The sequence below is a fragment of the Streptomyces sp. NPDC110618 genome, from assembly GCF_055657065.1.
Map to the genome: position 1 here is coordinate 26,874 of NZ_JBVKBN010000032.1, position 14,627 is coordinate 41,500.

General features: G+C 72.9%; 14 protein-coding genes. 8 read left to right on the forward strand and 6 right to left on the reverse strand.

What is annotated here, in order from left to right:
• Window positions 1-30: 30 nt before the first annotated feature.
• From ACZ7L7_RS34730 to ACZ7L7_RS34740, 3 genes are all read right to left on the reverse strand, one after another.
• Window positions 31-912 carry a hypothetical protein gene (locus ACZ7L7_RS34730; RefSeq protein WP_285511327.1) on the reverse strand — a complete coding sequence of 294 codons (882 nt, stop codon included), beginning with the start codon at window positions 910-912 and terminating at the stop codon, window positions 31-33.
• A 31-nt stretch (window positions 913-943) separates the two neighbouring features.
• Window positions 944-2,470 (reverse strand): hypothetical protein, encoded by a 1,527-nt coding sequence (locus ACZ7L7_RS34735; RefSeq protein ID WP_285511328.1) that lies wholly within the window; start codon window positions 2,468-2,470, stop codon window positions 944-946.
• Window positions 2,471-2,701: 231 nt separating this feature from the next.
• Window positions 2,702-3,403: a GntR family transcriptional regulator gene (locus ACZ7L7_RS34740; RefSeq protein ID WP_285511329.1), complete on the reverse strand. Its 702-nt coding sequence runs from the start codon at window positions 3,401-3,403 to the stop codon at window positions 2,702-2,704.
• Window positions 3,404-3,594: 191 nt separating this feature from the next.
• Here ACZ7L7_RS34740 and ACZ7L7_RS34745 point away from each other — a divergent pair, with 191 nt between their 5' ends.
• Genes ACZ7L7_RS34745 through ACZ7L7_RS34760 form a run of 4 tightly spaced genes read left to right on the forward strand, consistent with a single transcriptional unit; the run spans window position 3,595 to window position 7,213 of the window.
• The gene (locus ACZ7L7_RS34745) at window positions 3,595-4,908 is read left to right on the forward strand and encodes an MFS transporter (RefSeq protein ID WP_453604226.1); all 1,314 of its coding nucleotides are present in this window, start codon (window positions 3,595-3,597) and stop codon (window positions 4,906-4,908) included.
• Window positions 4,909-4,953: 45 nt separating this feature from the next.
• On the forward strand, window positions 4,954-5,712 hold the full coding sequence (locus ACZ7L7_RS34750) for a LamB/YcsF family protein (protein ID WP_285511331.1): 759 nt from the start codon (window positions 4,954-4,956) through the stop codon (window positions 5,710-5,712).
• Window positions 5,709-6,347: a 5-oxoprolinase subunit B family protein gene (locus ACZ7L7_RS34755; protein WP_285511332.1), complete on the forward strand. Its 639-nt coding sequence runs from the start codon at window positions 5,709-5,711 to the stop codon at window positions 6,345-6,347. The genes ACZ7L7_RS34750 and ACZ7L7_RS34755 overlap by 4 nt, the downstream gene beginning before the upstream one ends.
• Complete coding sequence (locus ACZ7L7_RS34760) at window positions 6,344-7,213, forward strand: 5-oxoprolinase subunit C family protein (protein WP_471429948.1); 870 nt, start codon at window positions 6,344-6,346, stop codon at window positions 7,211-7,213. The genes ACZ7L7_RS34755 and ACZ7L7_RS34760 overlap by 4 nt, the downstream gene beginning before the upstream one ends.
• A 50-nt stretch (window positions 7,214-7,263) precedes the next feature.
• On the opposite strand, the gene ACZ7L7_RS34765 is transcribed toward ACZ7L7_RS34760, so the two are convergent.
• Complete coding sequence (locus ACZ7L7_RS34765) at window positions 7,264-8,679, reverse strand: HEAT repeat domain-containing protein (protein ID WP_285511334.1); 1,416 nt, start codon at window positions 8,677-8,679, stop codon at window positions 7,264-7,266.
• 300 nt (window positions 8,680-8,979) lie between these two features.
• Window positions 8,980-9,372 carry an ankyrin repeat domain-containing protein gene (locus tag ACZ7L7_RS34770; protein ID WP_285511335.1) on the reverse strand — a complete coding sequence of 131 codons (393 nt, stop codon included), beginning with the start codon at window positions 9,370-9,372 and terminating at the stop codon, window positions 8,980-8,982.
• Between the two features lie 260 nt (window positions 9,373-9,632).
• On the opposite strand from ACZ7L7_RS34770, the gene ACZ7L7_RS34775 reads away from it, so the two are divergent.
• Both ACZ7L7_RS34775 and ACZ7L7_RS34780 read left to right on the forward strand, forming a co-directional pair.
• Window positions 9,633-9,827: a hypothetical protein gene (locus ACZ7L7_RS34775; protein ID WP_093718891.1), complete on the forward strand. Its 195-nt coding sequence runs from the start codon at window positions 9,633-9,635 to the stop codon at window positions 9,825-9,827.
• Window positions 9,828-9,867: 40 nt separating this feature from the next.
• Window positions 9,868-11,433: a hypothetical protein gene (locus ACZ7L7_RS34780; RefSeq protein WP_453604222.1), complete on the forward strand. Its 1,566-nt coding sequence runs from the start codon at window positions 9,868-9,870 to the stop codon at window positions 11,431-11,433.
• A gap of 147 nt (window positions 11,434-11,580) precedes the next feature.
• On the opposite strand, the gene ACZ7L7_RS34785 is transcribed toward ACZ7L7_RS34780, so the two are convergent.
• Window positions 11,581-13,080, reverse strand: a complete 1,500-nt coding sequence (locus ACZ7L7_RS34785; RefSeq protein WP_453604220.1) for an SCO1417 family PLP biosynthesis transcription factor — start codon at window positions 13,078-13,080, stop codon at window positions 11,581-11,583.
• Between the two features lie 101 nt (window positions 13,081-13,181).
• On the opposite strand from ACZ7L7_RS34785, the gene yczE reads away from it, so the two are divergent.
• Entirely contained in the window at window positions 13,182-13,835 is a 654-nt protein-coding gene (gene yczE / locus ACZ7L7_RS34790) for a membrane protein YczE (protein ID WP_285511338.1), read from the forward strand.
• Entirely contained in the window at window positions 13,832-14,599 is a 768-nt protein-coding gene (locus ACZ7L7_RS34795; RefSeq protein WP_285511339.1) for a glycerophosphodiester phosphodiesterase family protein, read from the forward strand. The genes yczE and ACZ7L7_RS34795 overlap by 4 nt, the downstream gene beginning before the upstream one ends.
• Window positions 14,600-14,627: the final 28 nt, after the last annotated feature.

Here is a 14,627-nt window from a genome sequence, read left to right on the forward strand (position 1 = left end):
CTCGTAAGTCTTCGGCAGGTGGGGGGGTGTTCAGGCGGAGTGGAACGGCAGCCCGGCGTCGGCCACCAGGTCCAGGTCGTCGGCCTCGTCCGGCGGCAGCAGGGTCGCCGAGCCGTCGGTGACCGGGACGACGCCCAGTTCCAGCAGCTCTGCCATGGCGGCGCTGCCCGCCATGTCACGGACCTGGAGCTGGTAACGGGCGGTCGTGCGGTACGTGCCGCCGTTGTCGTCGCCGGTCCGCTGGAGGAACCCGGAGTCGGTGAGGAAGGCGACGGCCTTGCCGACGATGCCGGTGGTGGACCCGGCGAGGCGGCGGGCGTCCTTGGTGGCGCCGGTGGCGGTGCGTCTGGCCCAGATCCGCCAGGCGGCCTCCAGACCGGGCGCGTCGGTGGCCGGGTCGGTGTTCTCGCCCTGCTGCTCGGCCCGCTCCTCCAGGCGCCGGCACGCCTGGCGTACGAAGGCGTCGACGCCGTTGACGGAGACACGGCCGATGTAGCCGTCGTCGGCGAGGTCCTCGGGCCGCGGGAAGGCCATGGCGGCGACGGCGAGATGGGCGAGGCCGTGCAGGAACCGGTCGCCGCCGTCGGCGGAGGTGCGCCGGGCGTAGTCGCCCATGCGGACGGCGAACACCGAGTCCTCGGCGGCGGTCACCGCCATCCCCGCGCGCGGAGACACCTCCAGGACGACCAGGCCGAGCCCTGTGGCGACGGCGTCCGCGAGCCGGGCGAAGGGCGGGTCGTCGCGGTAGCGCCGGAGCAGTTCGGTGTACTCCTGGTCCCGCGCGGGCTGGAGCTTCGGCTGGAGGCCGAAGGACACCAGGCGGGCCGCGTCGGCGGCGTCGGCGGGCGTGACGGCGGCACCGGCGGAGGGGGCTGCGGCCTCCGGCTCGCTCCACTCGACGTGCTCGGTCACGGTCGGTCTCCTTGCTGTGCTGTCGTGCGGGTCATGCTGCTTCCGTCCGGTCCGCCGCCATTCCGGCCGCGTCCAGCAGGGCCGTACCGACGATCAGGTCCGCCCCGCCGAACTCCGGGTCGTCGAGTTCGGTGCCGTCGTCCACGGCGAACAACAGCCTCTCCTCGCCCTGCCGGTAGGCGGTGCCGACGGCCGGGCTGGCGGCGTGCACGGCCAGCAGGGCGACCAGATAGGGCAGGTCGGGGTCGCAGCGGCGGGCCTCGGCGAGCAGTCCGGACAGACGGCGCGGCGCGTCCGCCGGGAGGTCCAGCAGTTCCATGGCCGCGGCGAGCTGTTCCTCCGAGAACCGGCTGTCGTCCGGGGTGGCGATGAGGTCCGGCTCGGGCATCTCCGCGCCCAGGTGCTCCCGCTCCACCGGTGGCGTCAGCAGTATGTCGACCAGGTCGGCCACGCGTACCGCCACGGGCGTGCGCAGACCGGTCCCGTGCGCGAAGAACGCGTCGGTGACGCGGACCGCCTGTTCGACCGGCATCGGCAGCAGGGGCGCGACGAGCTGGCCGTAGAGGTCGATCCCCGAGGTCGTCGTGGGGGCGGCGAAGGCCTGCCGGTCCTGCTCCGCGCGGAACAGCGGTCCGGCCTCCAGCAGACGGGACTGCAGCTGGGTGTGGCGCCGGATGCAGTCCTTGACGATGTCGACGAGCTCGGCGGCGCGGCGCTTGTGCTCGGGGTCCTCGGACTCGTCGCGGGCCTTGCGGATGTTGGTGAGGATCGCGTTCTCGTGGCGGTAGCGGTCGGCGACGTGGTCCAGCGCTTCGGCGATCATGTCGGGCACGGCTTGGAGCCAGTCCACCGCCCGGACGTTGCGCCGGGTCGCGTCCAGGGCCCTGCGCAGGGTCTCCGAGTACTGCACGGTCCGGTAGCGGGCCTGCTCGGCGGCGAGCTGGGCGTCGGCGAGACGGCCCCGGCTGATCAGCACCTCCAGCTTGACCTCGGCGGCGATCTGGGCGCTGGTCACGTCGGTGTCGAGGGCGCCGACGAGGACGTTCACGGCCTCGTCCGTGGTCCGCAGATACACCGTGCCGCCCGGGCCGGGGACCTCTTCGATCAGCTTGAAGTCGTAGTCGCGCCGGACATAAGTGCCATCGGCGGTGAAAGTGCCGTATACCGCGCGGAATCCGCGGTCGACGCTGCCGACGTTGATCAGGTTCTCCAGCACCCAGCGCGCCACGCGCTCGTGCTCGGCGACGGGGCGCTGCGGGGCCTGGGCGGCGATGCGCGGGATGAGCCTGGCCACTATCTGGTCGTGGTCGGCGCCGGTGTCGAAGTCCATGTTCAGGGTGACCAGGTCGATGGCGGCGAGCGCCACCTCCGCCATGCCGTAGACCGAGTACTCACCGGCGAGGTTCGCCTTGCGCGCGTCGAGGTCGTGCAGGGGGGCGGTGCAGGCGAGCGCGCGCAGGCGCCGCGCCAGACCCTCGTCGGCGGCCGGGCCCGGCGCGGGGCGCGGCCCCGCGCTGAGCTGGGGCGGAACGCTGTCCGTCGATGCAGGCGAAGTCACGGTGCACAGACTAGGTGCTAGGTCTGACATCGACCCAAACGACTCAGAAGCCCCGGTCGTCACCGGGACGCGACAGCCCTCGCCATCACGAAGGCTCCGGTCTGCCCCGACCCGCCATCGCCCTCGGAGGCTCCGGTCCCCGCCGACCCGCCATCACCCTCGGAGGCTCCGGTCCCCGCCGACCCGTCATCACCCTCGGAGGCTCCGGTCCCCGCCGACCCGCCGCCGCCGTCAGAGGCCCCCGTCCTCCCCGACCCTCCGCCGGTACACCTCCACCATCCGCCGCAGCGAGTCCTCCAGATACACCGCGAGCAGCCGCTCCGCCGCGCCCCGGTCGCCGGCGCCGAGCGCCTTGAGAATCTCCTGGTTGCGGCTGAGGTAGGGCTCGTGGAGCTGCTGCGGATCGTCCACGACATGGAAGGCCAGCCGCAGTTCCGCGAAGACGCTGCGCATCAGTTCGTCGGTACGGTCGCTGCCCGCGAGGGCCACCAGTTCCCGGTGGAAGTGGATGTTGGCCGTACCCACTCCGTTCCAGTCACCTTCGCGCGCCGCCCGCTGCCCGCCCGCGACGGCCTCCTCCAGGGCGCCCAGCTCGTACGGAGGTTGGCCGAGCCCGCGTACGACGGCGCACTCGACGAGCCGGCGGGTGCGGTAGATGTCCTCGACGTCCTCGACGGTCAGGACCCGGACGAAAACGCCCCGGTTCAGCTCGTGGACGAGCAGACGTTCGTGCGTGAGCAGCCGGAACGCCTCGCGCAGCGTGTTGCGGGAGACCCCGAGTGCCCCGCCGATGCTGTCCTCCGACAGACGGGTGCCGGGCGGGAAGTACCCCTCGGAGATCCGGGTCCTGAGGATGTCGGAGACCCGCTCGGCGGTACTGGTACGCCCCAGGAGCGCGCGGTCGCCGGCCAGATCCGAGAGCTGCTCTGCCATGCCCGGAATTCAACCGCAGACACAAGAACGAAACAACGTGGGTATTGAGGGATCGTTCAACAATCCTCTACCTTGCTACGGACGGCGCCCGCTTCCCTCACCGCGCGGCGCCGCCCTCCCGCACGGCAGGTTCACTTGCGCACGGCACGGCTCAGTCCCCGCACCCTTCGTCCTCCCTCTGCGAGGTGCCCATGAGCACGACCCCGGCCGAAACGAACGCCGCCCCGACCGCCACAGCCCCCGCGCCCTCCCCCGACGACGGCGCCCTCGCCTGGCTGCACGCCCTGGGGCCGCGCGGCCGCCGCGCCTTCGCCGGCGCCTTCGGCGGCTATGCCCTGGACTCCTACGACTACTTCACGCTGCCGTTGAGCATGGTGGCGCTGGCCGCGTACTTCGGCCTGGACAGCGGCCAGACCGGTCTGTTCACCACGGTCACCCTGGTGGTCTCGGCGGTCGGCGGCGCCCTGGCCGGAGTCGTCGCGGACCGGATCGGCCGGGTCAAGGCCCTGATGATCACCGTCGTCACGTACGCGGTCTTCACCGTGGCCTGCGGCTTCGCCCCCAACTACGAGACCCTGCTGGTATTCCGCGCCCTGCAGGGCCTGGGCTTCGGCGGCGAGTGGGCGGTCGGCGCGATCCTGGTCGCCGAGTACGCGAGCGCCAGGCACCGCGGCCGTACCCTCGGCGCGATCCAGAGCTCCTGGGCCGTCGGCTGGGCCCTCGCCGCGATCATGTACACGCTGGTGTTCTCGTTGCTCGACGACGACCTGGCCTGGCGCGTGATGTTCTGGACCGGCGCCCTGCCCGCCCTGCTCGTGGTGTGGATGCGCCGCCGGGTGCACGACGCGCCCCAGGCGGTCGCCGTACGCGAACACAGTGCCCGGAAGGGCTCGTTCGCCGCGATCTTCAAGCCGGGCCGGGCGGGATCGCCGGGCCTGCTGCGCACCACGGTCTTCGCCGTGCTGCTCTCCACCGGGGTCCAAGGCGGTTACTACACGCTGGCGACATGGGTGCCGACGTACCTCAAGACCGAGCGCGACCTCTCGGTCGTCGGCACGGGCGGCTACCTCACCTTTCTGATCTCGGGCGCCTTCCTCGGCTATCTGACCGGCGGTTACCTCACCGACCGGCTCGGCAGGCGGCGCAACATCTGGCTGTTCGCGCTGCTGTCGGCGGTCTGCGTCCTGGCGTACGCGAACATCCCGAGCGGCGCCAACACCCTGCTGCTCGTCCTGGGTTTCCCGCTCGGGTTCTGCATGTCGGCGATCTTCGCGGGCTTCGGTTCGTACCTGAGCGAGCTGTACCCGACGGCGGTGCGCGGCACCGGGCAGGGCTTCACGTACAACACCGGCCGCGCGGTGGGCGCCGTCTTCCCGACCACGGTCGGCTTCCTGGCCGACAGCTGGGGTGTCGGCGGTGCGCTGGTCTTCGGCGCGATCGGTTACGGCCTGGCCGCGCTGGCGCTGCTGGGGCTGCCGGAGACGCGCGGGAGGGAGCTGGCATGAACGGCACCCGGAACCACGTGCTGAGCATCTGAGAACAGGAGACCCATGACCGCGATCGATCTGAACGCCGACCTCGGCGAGGGCTTCGGCCGCTGGCGGCTGACCGACGACGAACGGCTGCTGTCCGTCGTCACCAGCGCCAACGTGGCCTGCGGGTTCCACGCCGGGGACGCCGCCACCATGCGGCGGGTGTGCGAGCTGGCGGCCGAGCGCGGGGTCCGGATCGGCGCCCAGGTCTCCTACCGGGACCTCGCGGGGTTCGGGCGGCGCGCTATGGACGTGCCGTCCGCGGAGCTGACGGCCGAGATCGCCTACCAGATCGGCGCGTTGGAGGTCTTCGCCCGCGCGGCGGGCACGCGCGTGTCCTACGTCAAACCGCACGGCGCGCTCTACAACCGGGTCGTGCACGACGAGGAGCAGGCGGGCGCGGTCGTCGACGGAGTGCTCCTCGCCGACGCCTCGCTGCCGGTGCTCGGGCTACCCGGCTCCCGGTTGCTGGAGCTGGCCGAGAAGGCGGGGCTGCCGACCGTGACGGAGGCGTTCGCGGACCGCGCCTACACCGAGGAGGGCACGCTCGTGCCGCGCGGACGTGAGGGCGCCGTGGTCACCGACCCGGACGCCGTCGTGGCCCGCTCGGTGCGCATGGCCCGCTTCGGCGAGGTCGACGCCCACGGCGGGGCGCACATCCGGGTACGGGCCCGCTCCCTGTGCCTGCACGGCGACACGCCCGGCGCGGTGGATCTGGCCCGCCGGATCCGCGAACGCCTCGTGCGCGCGGGCGTCCGGGTGGAGGCGTTCGCATGAGGGCGCTGCGCGTCGGCGGCGACGCCCTGCTCGTCGAGGTGTCCTCGGGCGAGCAGGCCCAGGCGCTCCACGCGGAGTTGCTGCGCCGCCGCGCGGAGGGCTCGTTGTCCGTCCGCGAGATCGTCCCGGCCGCGCGTACGGTCCTCCTCGACGGAGTGGCCGACCCGGCCCGGCTGGCGTCGGAACTGACCGCCGCCGGGACCCCGGCCGCGCCCCCACGCGCGGGCGAGGTCGTCGAACTCCCCGTCCGCTACGACGGCCCGGACCTGGCGGACGTCGCCGCGCACTGGGGTGTCGACACCGAGGAGGTCGCCCGTATCCACGCGGACACCGAGTTCACGGTCGCCTTCTGCGGCTTCGCACCCGGCTTCGGCTATCTGACGGGGCTGCCCCCGCGCTACGAAGTGCCCCGCCGGGCCACACCGCGTACCGCGGTCCCCGCCGGTTCGGTGGCGCTCGCCGGGCCGTACACGGGCGTCTACCCGCGCTCGTCCCCGGGCGGCTGGCAGATCGTCGGCACCACGGACGCGGTTCTGTGGGACCACGCGCGCGTACCGGCCGCGTTGCTGACGCCGGGCACGCGCGTGCGGTTCGTTCCCGTGGCCGCGCCGGTATCCGCCGCGAGGCCCGCATGACCGACCGCGCTCTGGCCGTCGTACGCGCGGGTGCCCTGACCACGGTCCAGGACACCGGCCGTCCGGGTCACGCCCACCTCGGGGTGCCCCGCTCCGGTGCCCTGGACGCCCCCGGGGCGGCGCTGGCGAACCGGCTGGTGGGCAATCCGCCCGAGGCGGCGGTACTGGAGACCACGCTCAACGGCGTCGCCGTGCGTCCGCGTTCGGCGGTCACCGCCGCCGTCACGGGCGCCCCCTGCGCGGTCACCGTGGACGGCCGCCCGGCGCCGTGGAGCGCCCCGGTGCAGGTGCCCGCCGGAGCGGTACTGGACGTCGGCCCGGCCGCTCTCGGCCTGCGCAGCTATGTCGCCTTCGCGGGCGGCATCGTCGTGGACCCGGTGCTCGGCAGCCGCTCCACGGACCTGCTCTCCGGCCTCGGCCCCGCACCGCTGACGGACGGCACGGTGCTCCCCCTGGGCGCCCCGATGAATCTCCACGCGCGCGTGGACGTGGCTCCGCAGCCGTCCCCGCCCTCGGAACTGCTCCTCCGCGTCACTCTCGGCCCCCGTGACGACTGGTTCACACCGGAGGCCGTACGGACCTTCACCTCCCGCGCGTACCAGGTCTCCCCCGCGAGCAACCGCATCGGCCTGCGCACCCGGGGGCCCGCCCTGGAGCGGTCGGTGTCCGGCGAACTCCCCAGCGAGGGCATGGTGCTGGGCGCGGTCCAGGTCCCGCCCGACGGCAGGCCGGTGGTGTTCCTGGCGGACCATCCGACGACGGGGGGCTACCCGGTGATCGCGGTGGTCCGCCCCGAGGACCTTCCGGCAGCGGCGCAGGCGGTACCGGGGACGCCGGTCCGGTTCATAGCGACACAACGGCAATGAACAACACGCGGGTCAGGCCTCAGGACGGCCTGACCCGCGTGGGGCGCGTTTCACCCGGCAGGCGTGTCCGGCCCGATCCGGCTGCGTACGGCGGTCTGTACCTCGGCCTCCTCGGCCGGGTCGGCGGCGAGCCTGCGCAGGCGTTCCACGACGCGGTTGTCACCGGTCTCGGCGTGCCGTGCGGCGATCTCGCGGGTGGTCTCCTCGCAGTCCCAGAGGCATTCGACGGCGAAGCCGGAGCGGAAGGAGGGATCGGTGGCGGCCAGGGCGCGGGCGGTGCGGCCGCGCAGGTGGGAGGAGGCGGTCTCGCGGTAGATGTGGCGCAGGACGGGGGCGGCGCAGGCGATGCCGAGCCGACCGGTGCCGTCGACGAGCGTCCACAGGGTCGGTGCGTCGGGGCCCTCGCCCCGTACGGCCTCGCGCAGTGCCGCGAGGACCAGGTCCTTGTCCTGGGCTCCGCCGCGGCAGGCGAGTACGCGTCCGGCGGCGGCGCCCAGCGGATCGGGGCGGTGGACCCAGCCGCGGGCCCGGTCGACGGCGGCGCCGCTCATTCGTTCGAAGGCGTCGACGGCGGCGTCCACGACGGGGCGCGGCCCGTCGGAGACGGCGGCCTCGATCAGGTCGAGGGCGTCGGGGTCGTCGCTGTCGGCGAGATAGCGCAGGGCGGTACAGCGGGCACCCTCGGTGCCGTCCTTGGCGGCCCGCACGATCTCGGGCCGGTCCTCCGGGCCCGCGACGGCGGCGAGGCACCGTGCGGCGGGCACATGGAGCGCGGCGCCTCGGTCGACGCCCTGCTGGGCCCATTCGAAGACGGCGCGCACGCTCCAGCCGGGGCGGGGCCCGGAGGGGCGCATCTGCCGCTGCCAGCGGTCGAAACAGCCGGCCTCCTGGGCGGCACGCACACGCGTGGCGATCGATTCGCGCGGATCCTCGGCCCACAGCCGCCATGGGCGTGGCTCAAAGGCGTCGCGTACGGCGGCGGCCAGGGCGGCCTCGCCCTCGGGGTCGGTGGAGAAGCGGGCCAGTACCGGCGCCGCGAGGGCGCGCAGGCCCGCGTCGTCGTCGCGCAGCGCGAGCTCGTCCAGGGCCCAGGCCCAGTTCGAGCCGGTGGCGGCGTACCTGCGCAACAGGGCGAGCGCGTCGCGCCTGCCGTAGGACGCCAGGTGGCCGAGGACGGCCAGGGCCAGGCCCGTGCGTGACTCCTCGGTGTCGTAGACGTCCTCGACGCCGAGGAGATGGGCCTCGATCTCGTCCAGCTCGCCGTTGAGGTCGAGGTAGAGCCGGGCGTAGTAGAGGGAGCGGTTCTCCACCTGCCAGTCGTGGCGGGGGTCGTTGAGCACGCAGTGGTTGAGGGCCGCGAGCGCTTCGGCCCGCGGTGCGGTGAGCGCGTGCAGCGTGCCGTCGCCGCGGCCCCGCTGGAGCAGGCCGAGCAGCGTGCCGCTGGGCGCTATGACCGGATCGAACATGGGAAACAGCCTCACATCAAGCGTCGACGCAACCGGGAACGTGCTCTACCTGGCCGCGTGACAACACGTCGGGGCGCCCGCCGTTTCCTGCTTGCTGTAGACCATTTTCCTCTGCCTCTCGTCGGTGGCCCATGCGGACCGCATCACGGTCCGCGCGGTGCGGCAACACCTGCCCAGCCATCGCGTCCGTGAATCACGACGCCATGATGACTCGGCACTTCCACCTGCCGCGACCGATATTTCGGCGGCCCCTTACCGCCTCCCCCGTTTTCTGTGTCGTTGCTGGTCAGACCATACGGATCACTGCGCGCCGAACAGTTCGAGCAGTTCTGTTCTGGCGAACATCCGGGCGGTGTCGACCGCCGACGGCGTCCCGGCGGAAGGATCGGCTCCGCCTTCCAGGAGCACCTTGATCACTTCCGTCTCACCCTTGAACACGGCCCCGGCGAGCGGGGTTTGGCCCCGGTCGTTGATCCGGTCCGCCTCGGCGCCGCGCGCGAGGAGCGCGCGCACCGCGTCGGCGTGGCCGTGGTAGGCGGCGAGCATCACCAGGGAGTCGCCCCGGTCATTGGTGAGGTTGGCCGGGACGCCCGCGTCGAGGTACGCCACCAGCGCCTCGGTCCGCCCCTGCCGGGCCAGATCGAAGATCTTGGTCGCCAGCTCCACGACCTCGGGGTCGGGGGCTTCACTCATCGCCGGACCGCCTCTCCATACAACCGTTCAGGTGAATCGCCAGGGTACTGGCTCGCGCGGCACATGACCCGATGTGCCCGAGGTAAAGATCACCACGAACCCGGTCGGACGCAAGAGCGCAGCTCATCCGGACCGCGACAGCTCCACCGAGCGGGGGAAATCCGCCGAATTTCATCCGTTTGCACCTTTTATCGTATGGATACATCCTGTGAGCCTGGAAGTACTCATGGTGACTGTCCCCGCGAACCAGGAGATCCCAAATGATCCTCTCCATCTCAGGCGTGGTCCTGCTCGGCATCATCGTCTTCCTGTTCTTCAAGAAGGACGGGCTCAAGGCGTCGCACGCACTCGTCGCATCCCTGTTCGGCTTCTACCTGGCCAGTACGGCCATCGCGCCGAGCATCAAGGCCGGCGGCGAGAGCCTGGCGAGCCTGCTCGGCGGCATCAAGTTCTGAGCCCGACCCTCCCGTCCGTACGCACCAACAGGAGACAGCAGTGGCCCGCCGCCCCCTCCCTCGCATCCTGAGCACAGGCAGCGCCCAGATCGCCCGGAGCCGGGAGCTGGCCCGCACGGCGGCCGACAGCGCCACCGACGTCCTGCATCCGCTGATCACCATCAGCCGCGGGTTGCGTCGGCTGGCCTCGGCCGGGCGGCACAAATGGTCCGACACCCCGAAGGACAAACGCGGACCCCTGCTGTTCCTGGCGGCCTCGGTGATCCTCGTGGTGGTGCTCGTCCCGTACGGCCCGCTGCTCGCCGCCATCACCCTGATGGCGGCGGCGGCCTGGCACGGCCGGGAACGCGCCCCGCAGGCCCCCGAGGGACCGGACGAATCACAGACGGAGCGCCTGAAGTCGCTGTACGAGGCGCTGGTGCCGTACTTCTCCACGGCCGAGGACCCGGCCCCCATGTACTCCCACGGCGGTGCCTGGGAGAGTGCCTTCCCGGCGTACGAGTTCGACTCCTCGGGGCGGGTCACGAGCCTGACGGTCCGCTACCCCGCCTACTTCACCGACGGCGAGCCCGAGGCCCGCGCACGGATCGAGCACCTGCTCACCGCGAAGTCGGGGCGCGGCCGCGAGTACCGCTTCACCTGGGACGAGGAGGGCAACCAGCTCTCCGTCTCGGCCCTTCCCCCGCTGCCCACGGACATCGCCGCCCAGCGGTTCGTCACGGCACCGGGCGAGACCGTGCTCGGCTTCACCGACCCGGGTGAGGTCCAGCGCACGCTTCCCCTCACCCACGGCGAGGAGCAGCGCGACATGCCGCCGGTCGTCTGGCGCACCGGCATCCGCTCCACCGAGCCGCACCTGCTGGTCCTCGGCCAGCCCGGCACCGGCACGTCCACATTGCTCCGCTCGATCGCCCTCCAGGCGCTCCAGCACGGGGACGTCGTCATCGTCGAGGGCGGCGGCACCGGCGAGTACGCCTGTCTGATCGGCCGCGACGGCGTGCTGGCCGTGGAGTGCGCGCTGGCCGGGGCGCTGGCCAGCCTGGAGTGGGCCGCGCACGAGACGGAACGACGGCTGATCGCCGCCAACCGCGCCCGGCAGGCGGGGCATCCGCCGCCGGAGGACACCAGGCGCCCGCTGTGGATCCTGCTGGACCGCCCGACGGCCTTCGCCCACCTGGCCGCGACCGACGGCCACAAGGACCCCCAGTCCCTGCTCCAGGTCCCGCTGCGCCACGGCCGCGCCGCCAATGTCACGGTCGTCGTGGCCGACCAGTTCGACACCGCCGACCTGCTGAGCGACGCGGTACGTCAGCACACACGCGCGCGTGCCGTCCTCGGCCCCGCGACCGCCGACCAGCTCACGGCGTTCCTGGGCGCTCCCCCGCAGACCACCCCGCTCGCCCAGGTGCCCCCCGGCCGCGGCTACGCCCGCCTGGGCTCCGGTCCGGTCCTGCGCCTCCAGGTCCCGGCCACCCCGGACCCCTACGACGACGCCACCTCCGACGCCCACCGCCAGGCGGTGCTGGACCTGCTCCCGCCCCGCACCACCCCGGCGGACCAGGAAGCGCCGGTCGCGGCCGAGGCGGTACCCGCCGAGACGAGCTAGCGGGACCCGAACCGTACGAGAACCGCCTCCCGCCGACGGACCGGCAGGAGGCGGTTCTCGTGTTCCCCATGGCTCACGCCACTTCCAAAGGACTCACTTCCAAAGGGCTCACGCCACGTCCACAAGGCTGACGCCCGCCCACAAGGCTCACGCCACGAACGTCCGCGGCGCCTCCCCGCCCCCGGCCCCGCCGTTCTCCACCACCCGCGCCGCCGCGGCCAGCCGCACCGCCGCCTCCTCGGCGACCGCGCCCCCCACGGTGAACGGCAGCCGGACGTACCCCTCGAAGGCCCCGTCGACCCCGAAGCGCGGCCCGGACGGGACCCGGACGCCGACTCGCTCCCCCGCCTCGGCGAGCCGCGAGCCGGACAGGCCGCCGGTGCGGACCCACAGGGTGAGACCGCCCTTGGGGACCTCGAACTCCCAGTCGGGCAGCTCCCGGCGCACGGCGGCGACCAGCGCCTCCCTGTTCTCCAGCGCCTGGCTGCGGCGCATTTCCACCGCCTGCTCCCAGCCCCCGGTGCTGAACAGCCAGTTCACCGCGAGCTGCTCCAGCACGGGGGTCCCGAGGTCGGCGTAGGCGCGTGCGGCGACCAGGCTACGGATGACGTCGGGGGCGGCCCGGACCCAGCCGATGCGCATGCCCGCCCAGAACGCCTTGCTCGCCGAGCCGACCGTGATGACCGTGGCCCCGGCGGGGTCGAAGGCGCAGACCGGCCGCGGCATGGTGACGTCCTCGTCCAGCCACAGCTCACTCATCGTCTCGTCGGCGACCAGCACGGTCCCGGCCGAGCGGGCCGCGTCCACCATCGCCCGGCGCTGGTCGTCGTCGGCCAGGGCGCCGGTCGGGTTGTGGAAGTCGGCGACGACGTAGGCGATACGGGGGGCCGCGTCGCGCAGCACCTGCCGCCAGCGGTCCATGTCCCAGCCGGTGAGCCCCTCGGCCATGGCGACCGGCACCAGGCGGGCGCCCGCCTCCCGCATCAGCTGGAGGATGTTGGCGTACGAGGGGGACTCCACCGCAATCCGCTCGCCGCGCCCGGCGAAGAGGTGGCAGATGGCGTCGATGGCGCCCATGGCGCCGGTGGTCACCATGATCTGCTCGGGCATGGTGGGGATGCCGCGCGCGGTGTACCGCTCGGCGATCATGGCGCGCAGCGCGGGCAGCCCCGCCGGATAGTCGCCGTGCGTGTGGGCGTACGGCGGCAGCTCCTCCAGCGCGCCCTGCACCGAGCGGGTGAGCCAGGGCTCGGGGGCGGGCAGGGCAGCGCAACCGAGGTCGATCATGGAGCCGAGGGCCTCGGGGGGCAGTGGTTCCAGGCCGCGCGCGGGCAGCGGGTTTCCGGCCGGTACGGCGGTCCAGCTGCCGGCGCCGCGCCGGGACTCCAGGAAGCCCTCGGCGCGCAGGGCCTCGTAGGCGGCGGCGACGGTGGTCCGGCTGACGGACAGACTGAGCGCCAGTTCGCGTTCGGCGGGCAGCCGTGCGGCCACGGGCACGCGGCCCTCCAGGACCAGCAGCCGGATGCCGTCGGCGAGCGCGCGGTAGGCGGGCGGGCGGCGCGTGCCGGGGCCCGCGGGGCGGTCCTGCTGGGAGTGGAGCAGCCGGGCGAGCTGAGCCGGCCCCACCGCCGAGGTCCACTGCGCCATGGAAATCAGTCCACCTTCCCCGAATTGGCCATGGATGGCCGTTCTCCTCAAGCCACAGGGTGTCATGAGGCAGGCCACTACCACCACAGGGGGCACCCACCTTGTCCACCAGGAGCCGTCTAGGACGACGGTTGACCCAGCTGTACGCCGGTCTCGCGCTGTACGGGGCCAGCTCCGCCCTTCTGGTCGAGGCGGGCCTCGGCCTCGAACCCTGGAACGTGCTGCACCAGGGCCTCGCCGAACTGACCGGGCTGACGATCGGCGTGGTGTCGATCATCGTGGGCGCGGCGGTGCTGCTCCTGTGGATCCCGCTGCGCCAGCGGCCCGGACTCGGCACCGTCTCCAATGTGTTCGTGGTCGGCATCGCCATGGACGCGACCCTGGCCGCCGTCCCCGCGGCGCACTCCCTGGCCGTCCGGATACCCCTTCTCGTCGCCGGCATCGTCCTCAACGGTGTGGCCACCGGCCTCTACATCGCGGCCAGCTTCGGACCCGGCCCGCGCGACGGCCTGATGACGGGGCTGCACCGGCGCACCGGACGCTCGATCCGGCTGATGCGCACCGGCATCGAGATCGCGGTGGTCATCACCGGCTTCCTGCTGGGCGGCACGGTCGGTGTGGGCACCGTCCTGTACGCGCTCGCCATCGGCCCGCTCGCCCAGCTCTTCCTGCGCGTCTTCGCCGTCCCCGCGGCGCCCGGCGGCAGCGCGGTCGTTGCCTCGCGTCTCCCCCGGCGCGCCATACTGCGACGGTGACCACGCCGATACGCCACCCCTACCTCGACCACCCCGGTCCGATCCCCTTCGCCCACCGCGGCGGGGACGCCGACGGCCTGGAGAACACCCTGTTCCAGTTCCGCCGGGCGGTGGAGCTGGGCTACCGGTACCTGGAGACCGACGTCCACGCCACTGCCGACGGCAGGCTCGTCGCCTTCCACGACGACACGCTGGACCGGGTCACCGACGGGGCGGGCCGGATCGCCGACCTGCCCTGGGGCGACGTGCGGCACGCGCGCGTGGCGGGCAGGGAACCGGTGCCGCTCTTCGAGGAACTGCTGGAGGAGTTCCCCGAGGCGCGCTGGAACGTGGATGTGAAGGCGGAGCCGGCGCTGCTGCCCTTCCTTGAGCTGGTGGAGCGCGTCGGCGCCTGGGACCGGGTGTGTCTGGGCTCGTTCTCGGAGACGCGGGTGGTCCGGGCACAGCGGCTGGCCGGTCCGCGGCTGGCCACGTCGTACGGCACGCGCGGGGTGCTCGGCCTGCGGCTGCGTTCCTGGGGACTGCCCGCGCCGGTGCGCGCGTCGGCCGTCGCCGCACAGGTTCCCGAGGCACAGTCCGGGATCCCCGTCGTCGACCACCGCTTCGTGCGCGCCGCCCACGCGCGCGGGCTGCAGGTCCACGTATGGACGGTCAACGAGGAAGATCGGATGCACCGGCTCCTGGACCTGGGAGTCGATGGCATCATGACCGATCACATCGAGGCATTGCGCAAGGTCATGGAGGACCGGGGCGTCTGGGTCTGAACCCCGGCGGCCCGCGGCCCGGACGGAA

What these genes read in the sequence shown, in the direction of transcription:
- ACZ7L7_RS34765 (WP_285511334.1), bottom strand. Translation starts at nt 8,679, where the DNA reads ATGTTCGATCCGGTCATAGCGCCCAGCGGCACGCTGCTCGGCCTGCTC.
- ACZ7L7_RS34785 (WP_453604220.1), bottom strand. Translation starts at nt 13,080, where the DNA reads ATGGCGCAGTGGACCTCGGCGGTGGGGCCGGCTCAGCTCGCCCGGCTG.
- ACZ7L7_RS34760 (WP_471429948.1), top strand. Translation starts at nt 6,344, where the DNA reads ATGACCGACCGCGCTCTGGCCGTCGTACGCGCGGGTGCCCTGACCACG.
- ACZ7L7_RS34745 (WP_453604226.1), top strand. Translation starts at nt 3,595, where the DNA reads ATGAGCACGACCCCGGCCGAAACGAACGCCGCCCCGACCGCCACAGCC.
- ACZ7L7_RS34740 (WP_285511329.1), bottom strand. Translation starts at nt 3,403, where the DNA reads ATGGCAGAGCAGCTCTCGGATCTGGCCGGCGACCGCGCGCTCCTGGGG.
- ACZ7L7_RS34775 (WP_093718891.1), top strand. Translation starts at nt 9,633, where the DNA reads ATGATCCTCTCCATCTCAGGCGTGGTCCTGCTCGGCATCATCGTCTTC.
- ACZ7L7_RS34750 (WP_285511331.1), top strand. Translation starts at nt 4,954, where the DNA reads ATGACCGCGATCGATCTGAACGCCGACCTCGGCGAGGGCTTCGGCCGC.
- ACZ7L7_RS34770 (WP_285511335.1), bottom strand. Translation starts at nt 9,372, where the DNA reads ATGAGTGAAGCCCCCGACCCCGAGGTCGTGGAGCTGGCGACCAAGATC.
- ACZ7L7_RS34755 (WP_285511332.1), top strand. Translation starts at nt 5,709, where the DNA reads ATGAGGGCGCTGCGCGTCGGCGGCGACGCCCTGCTCGTCGAGGTGTCC.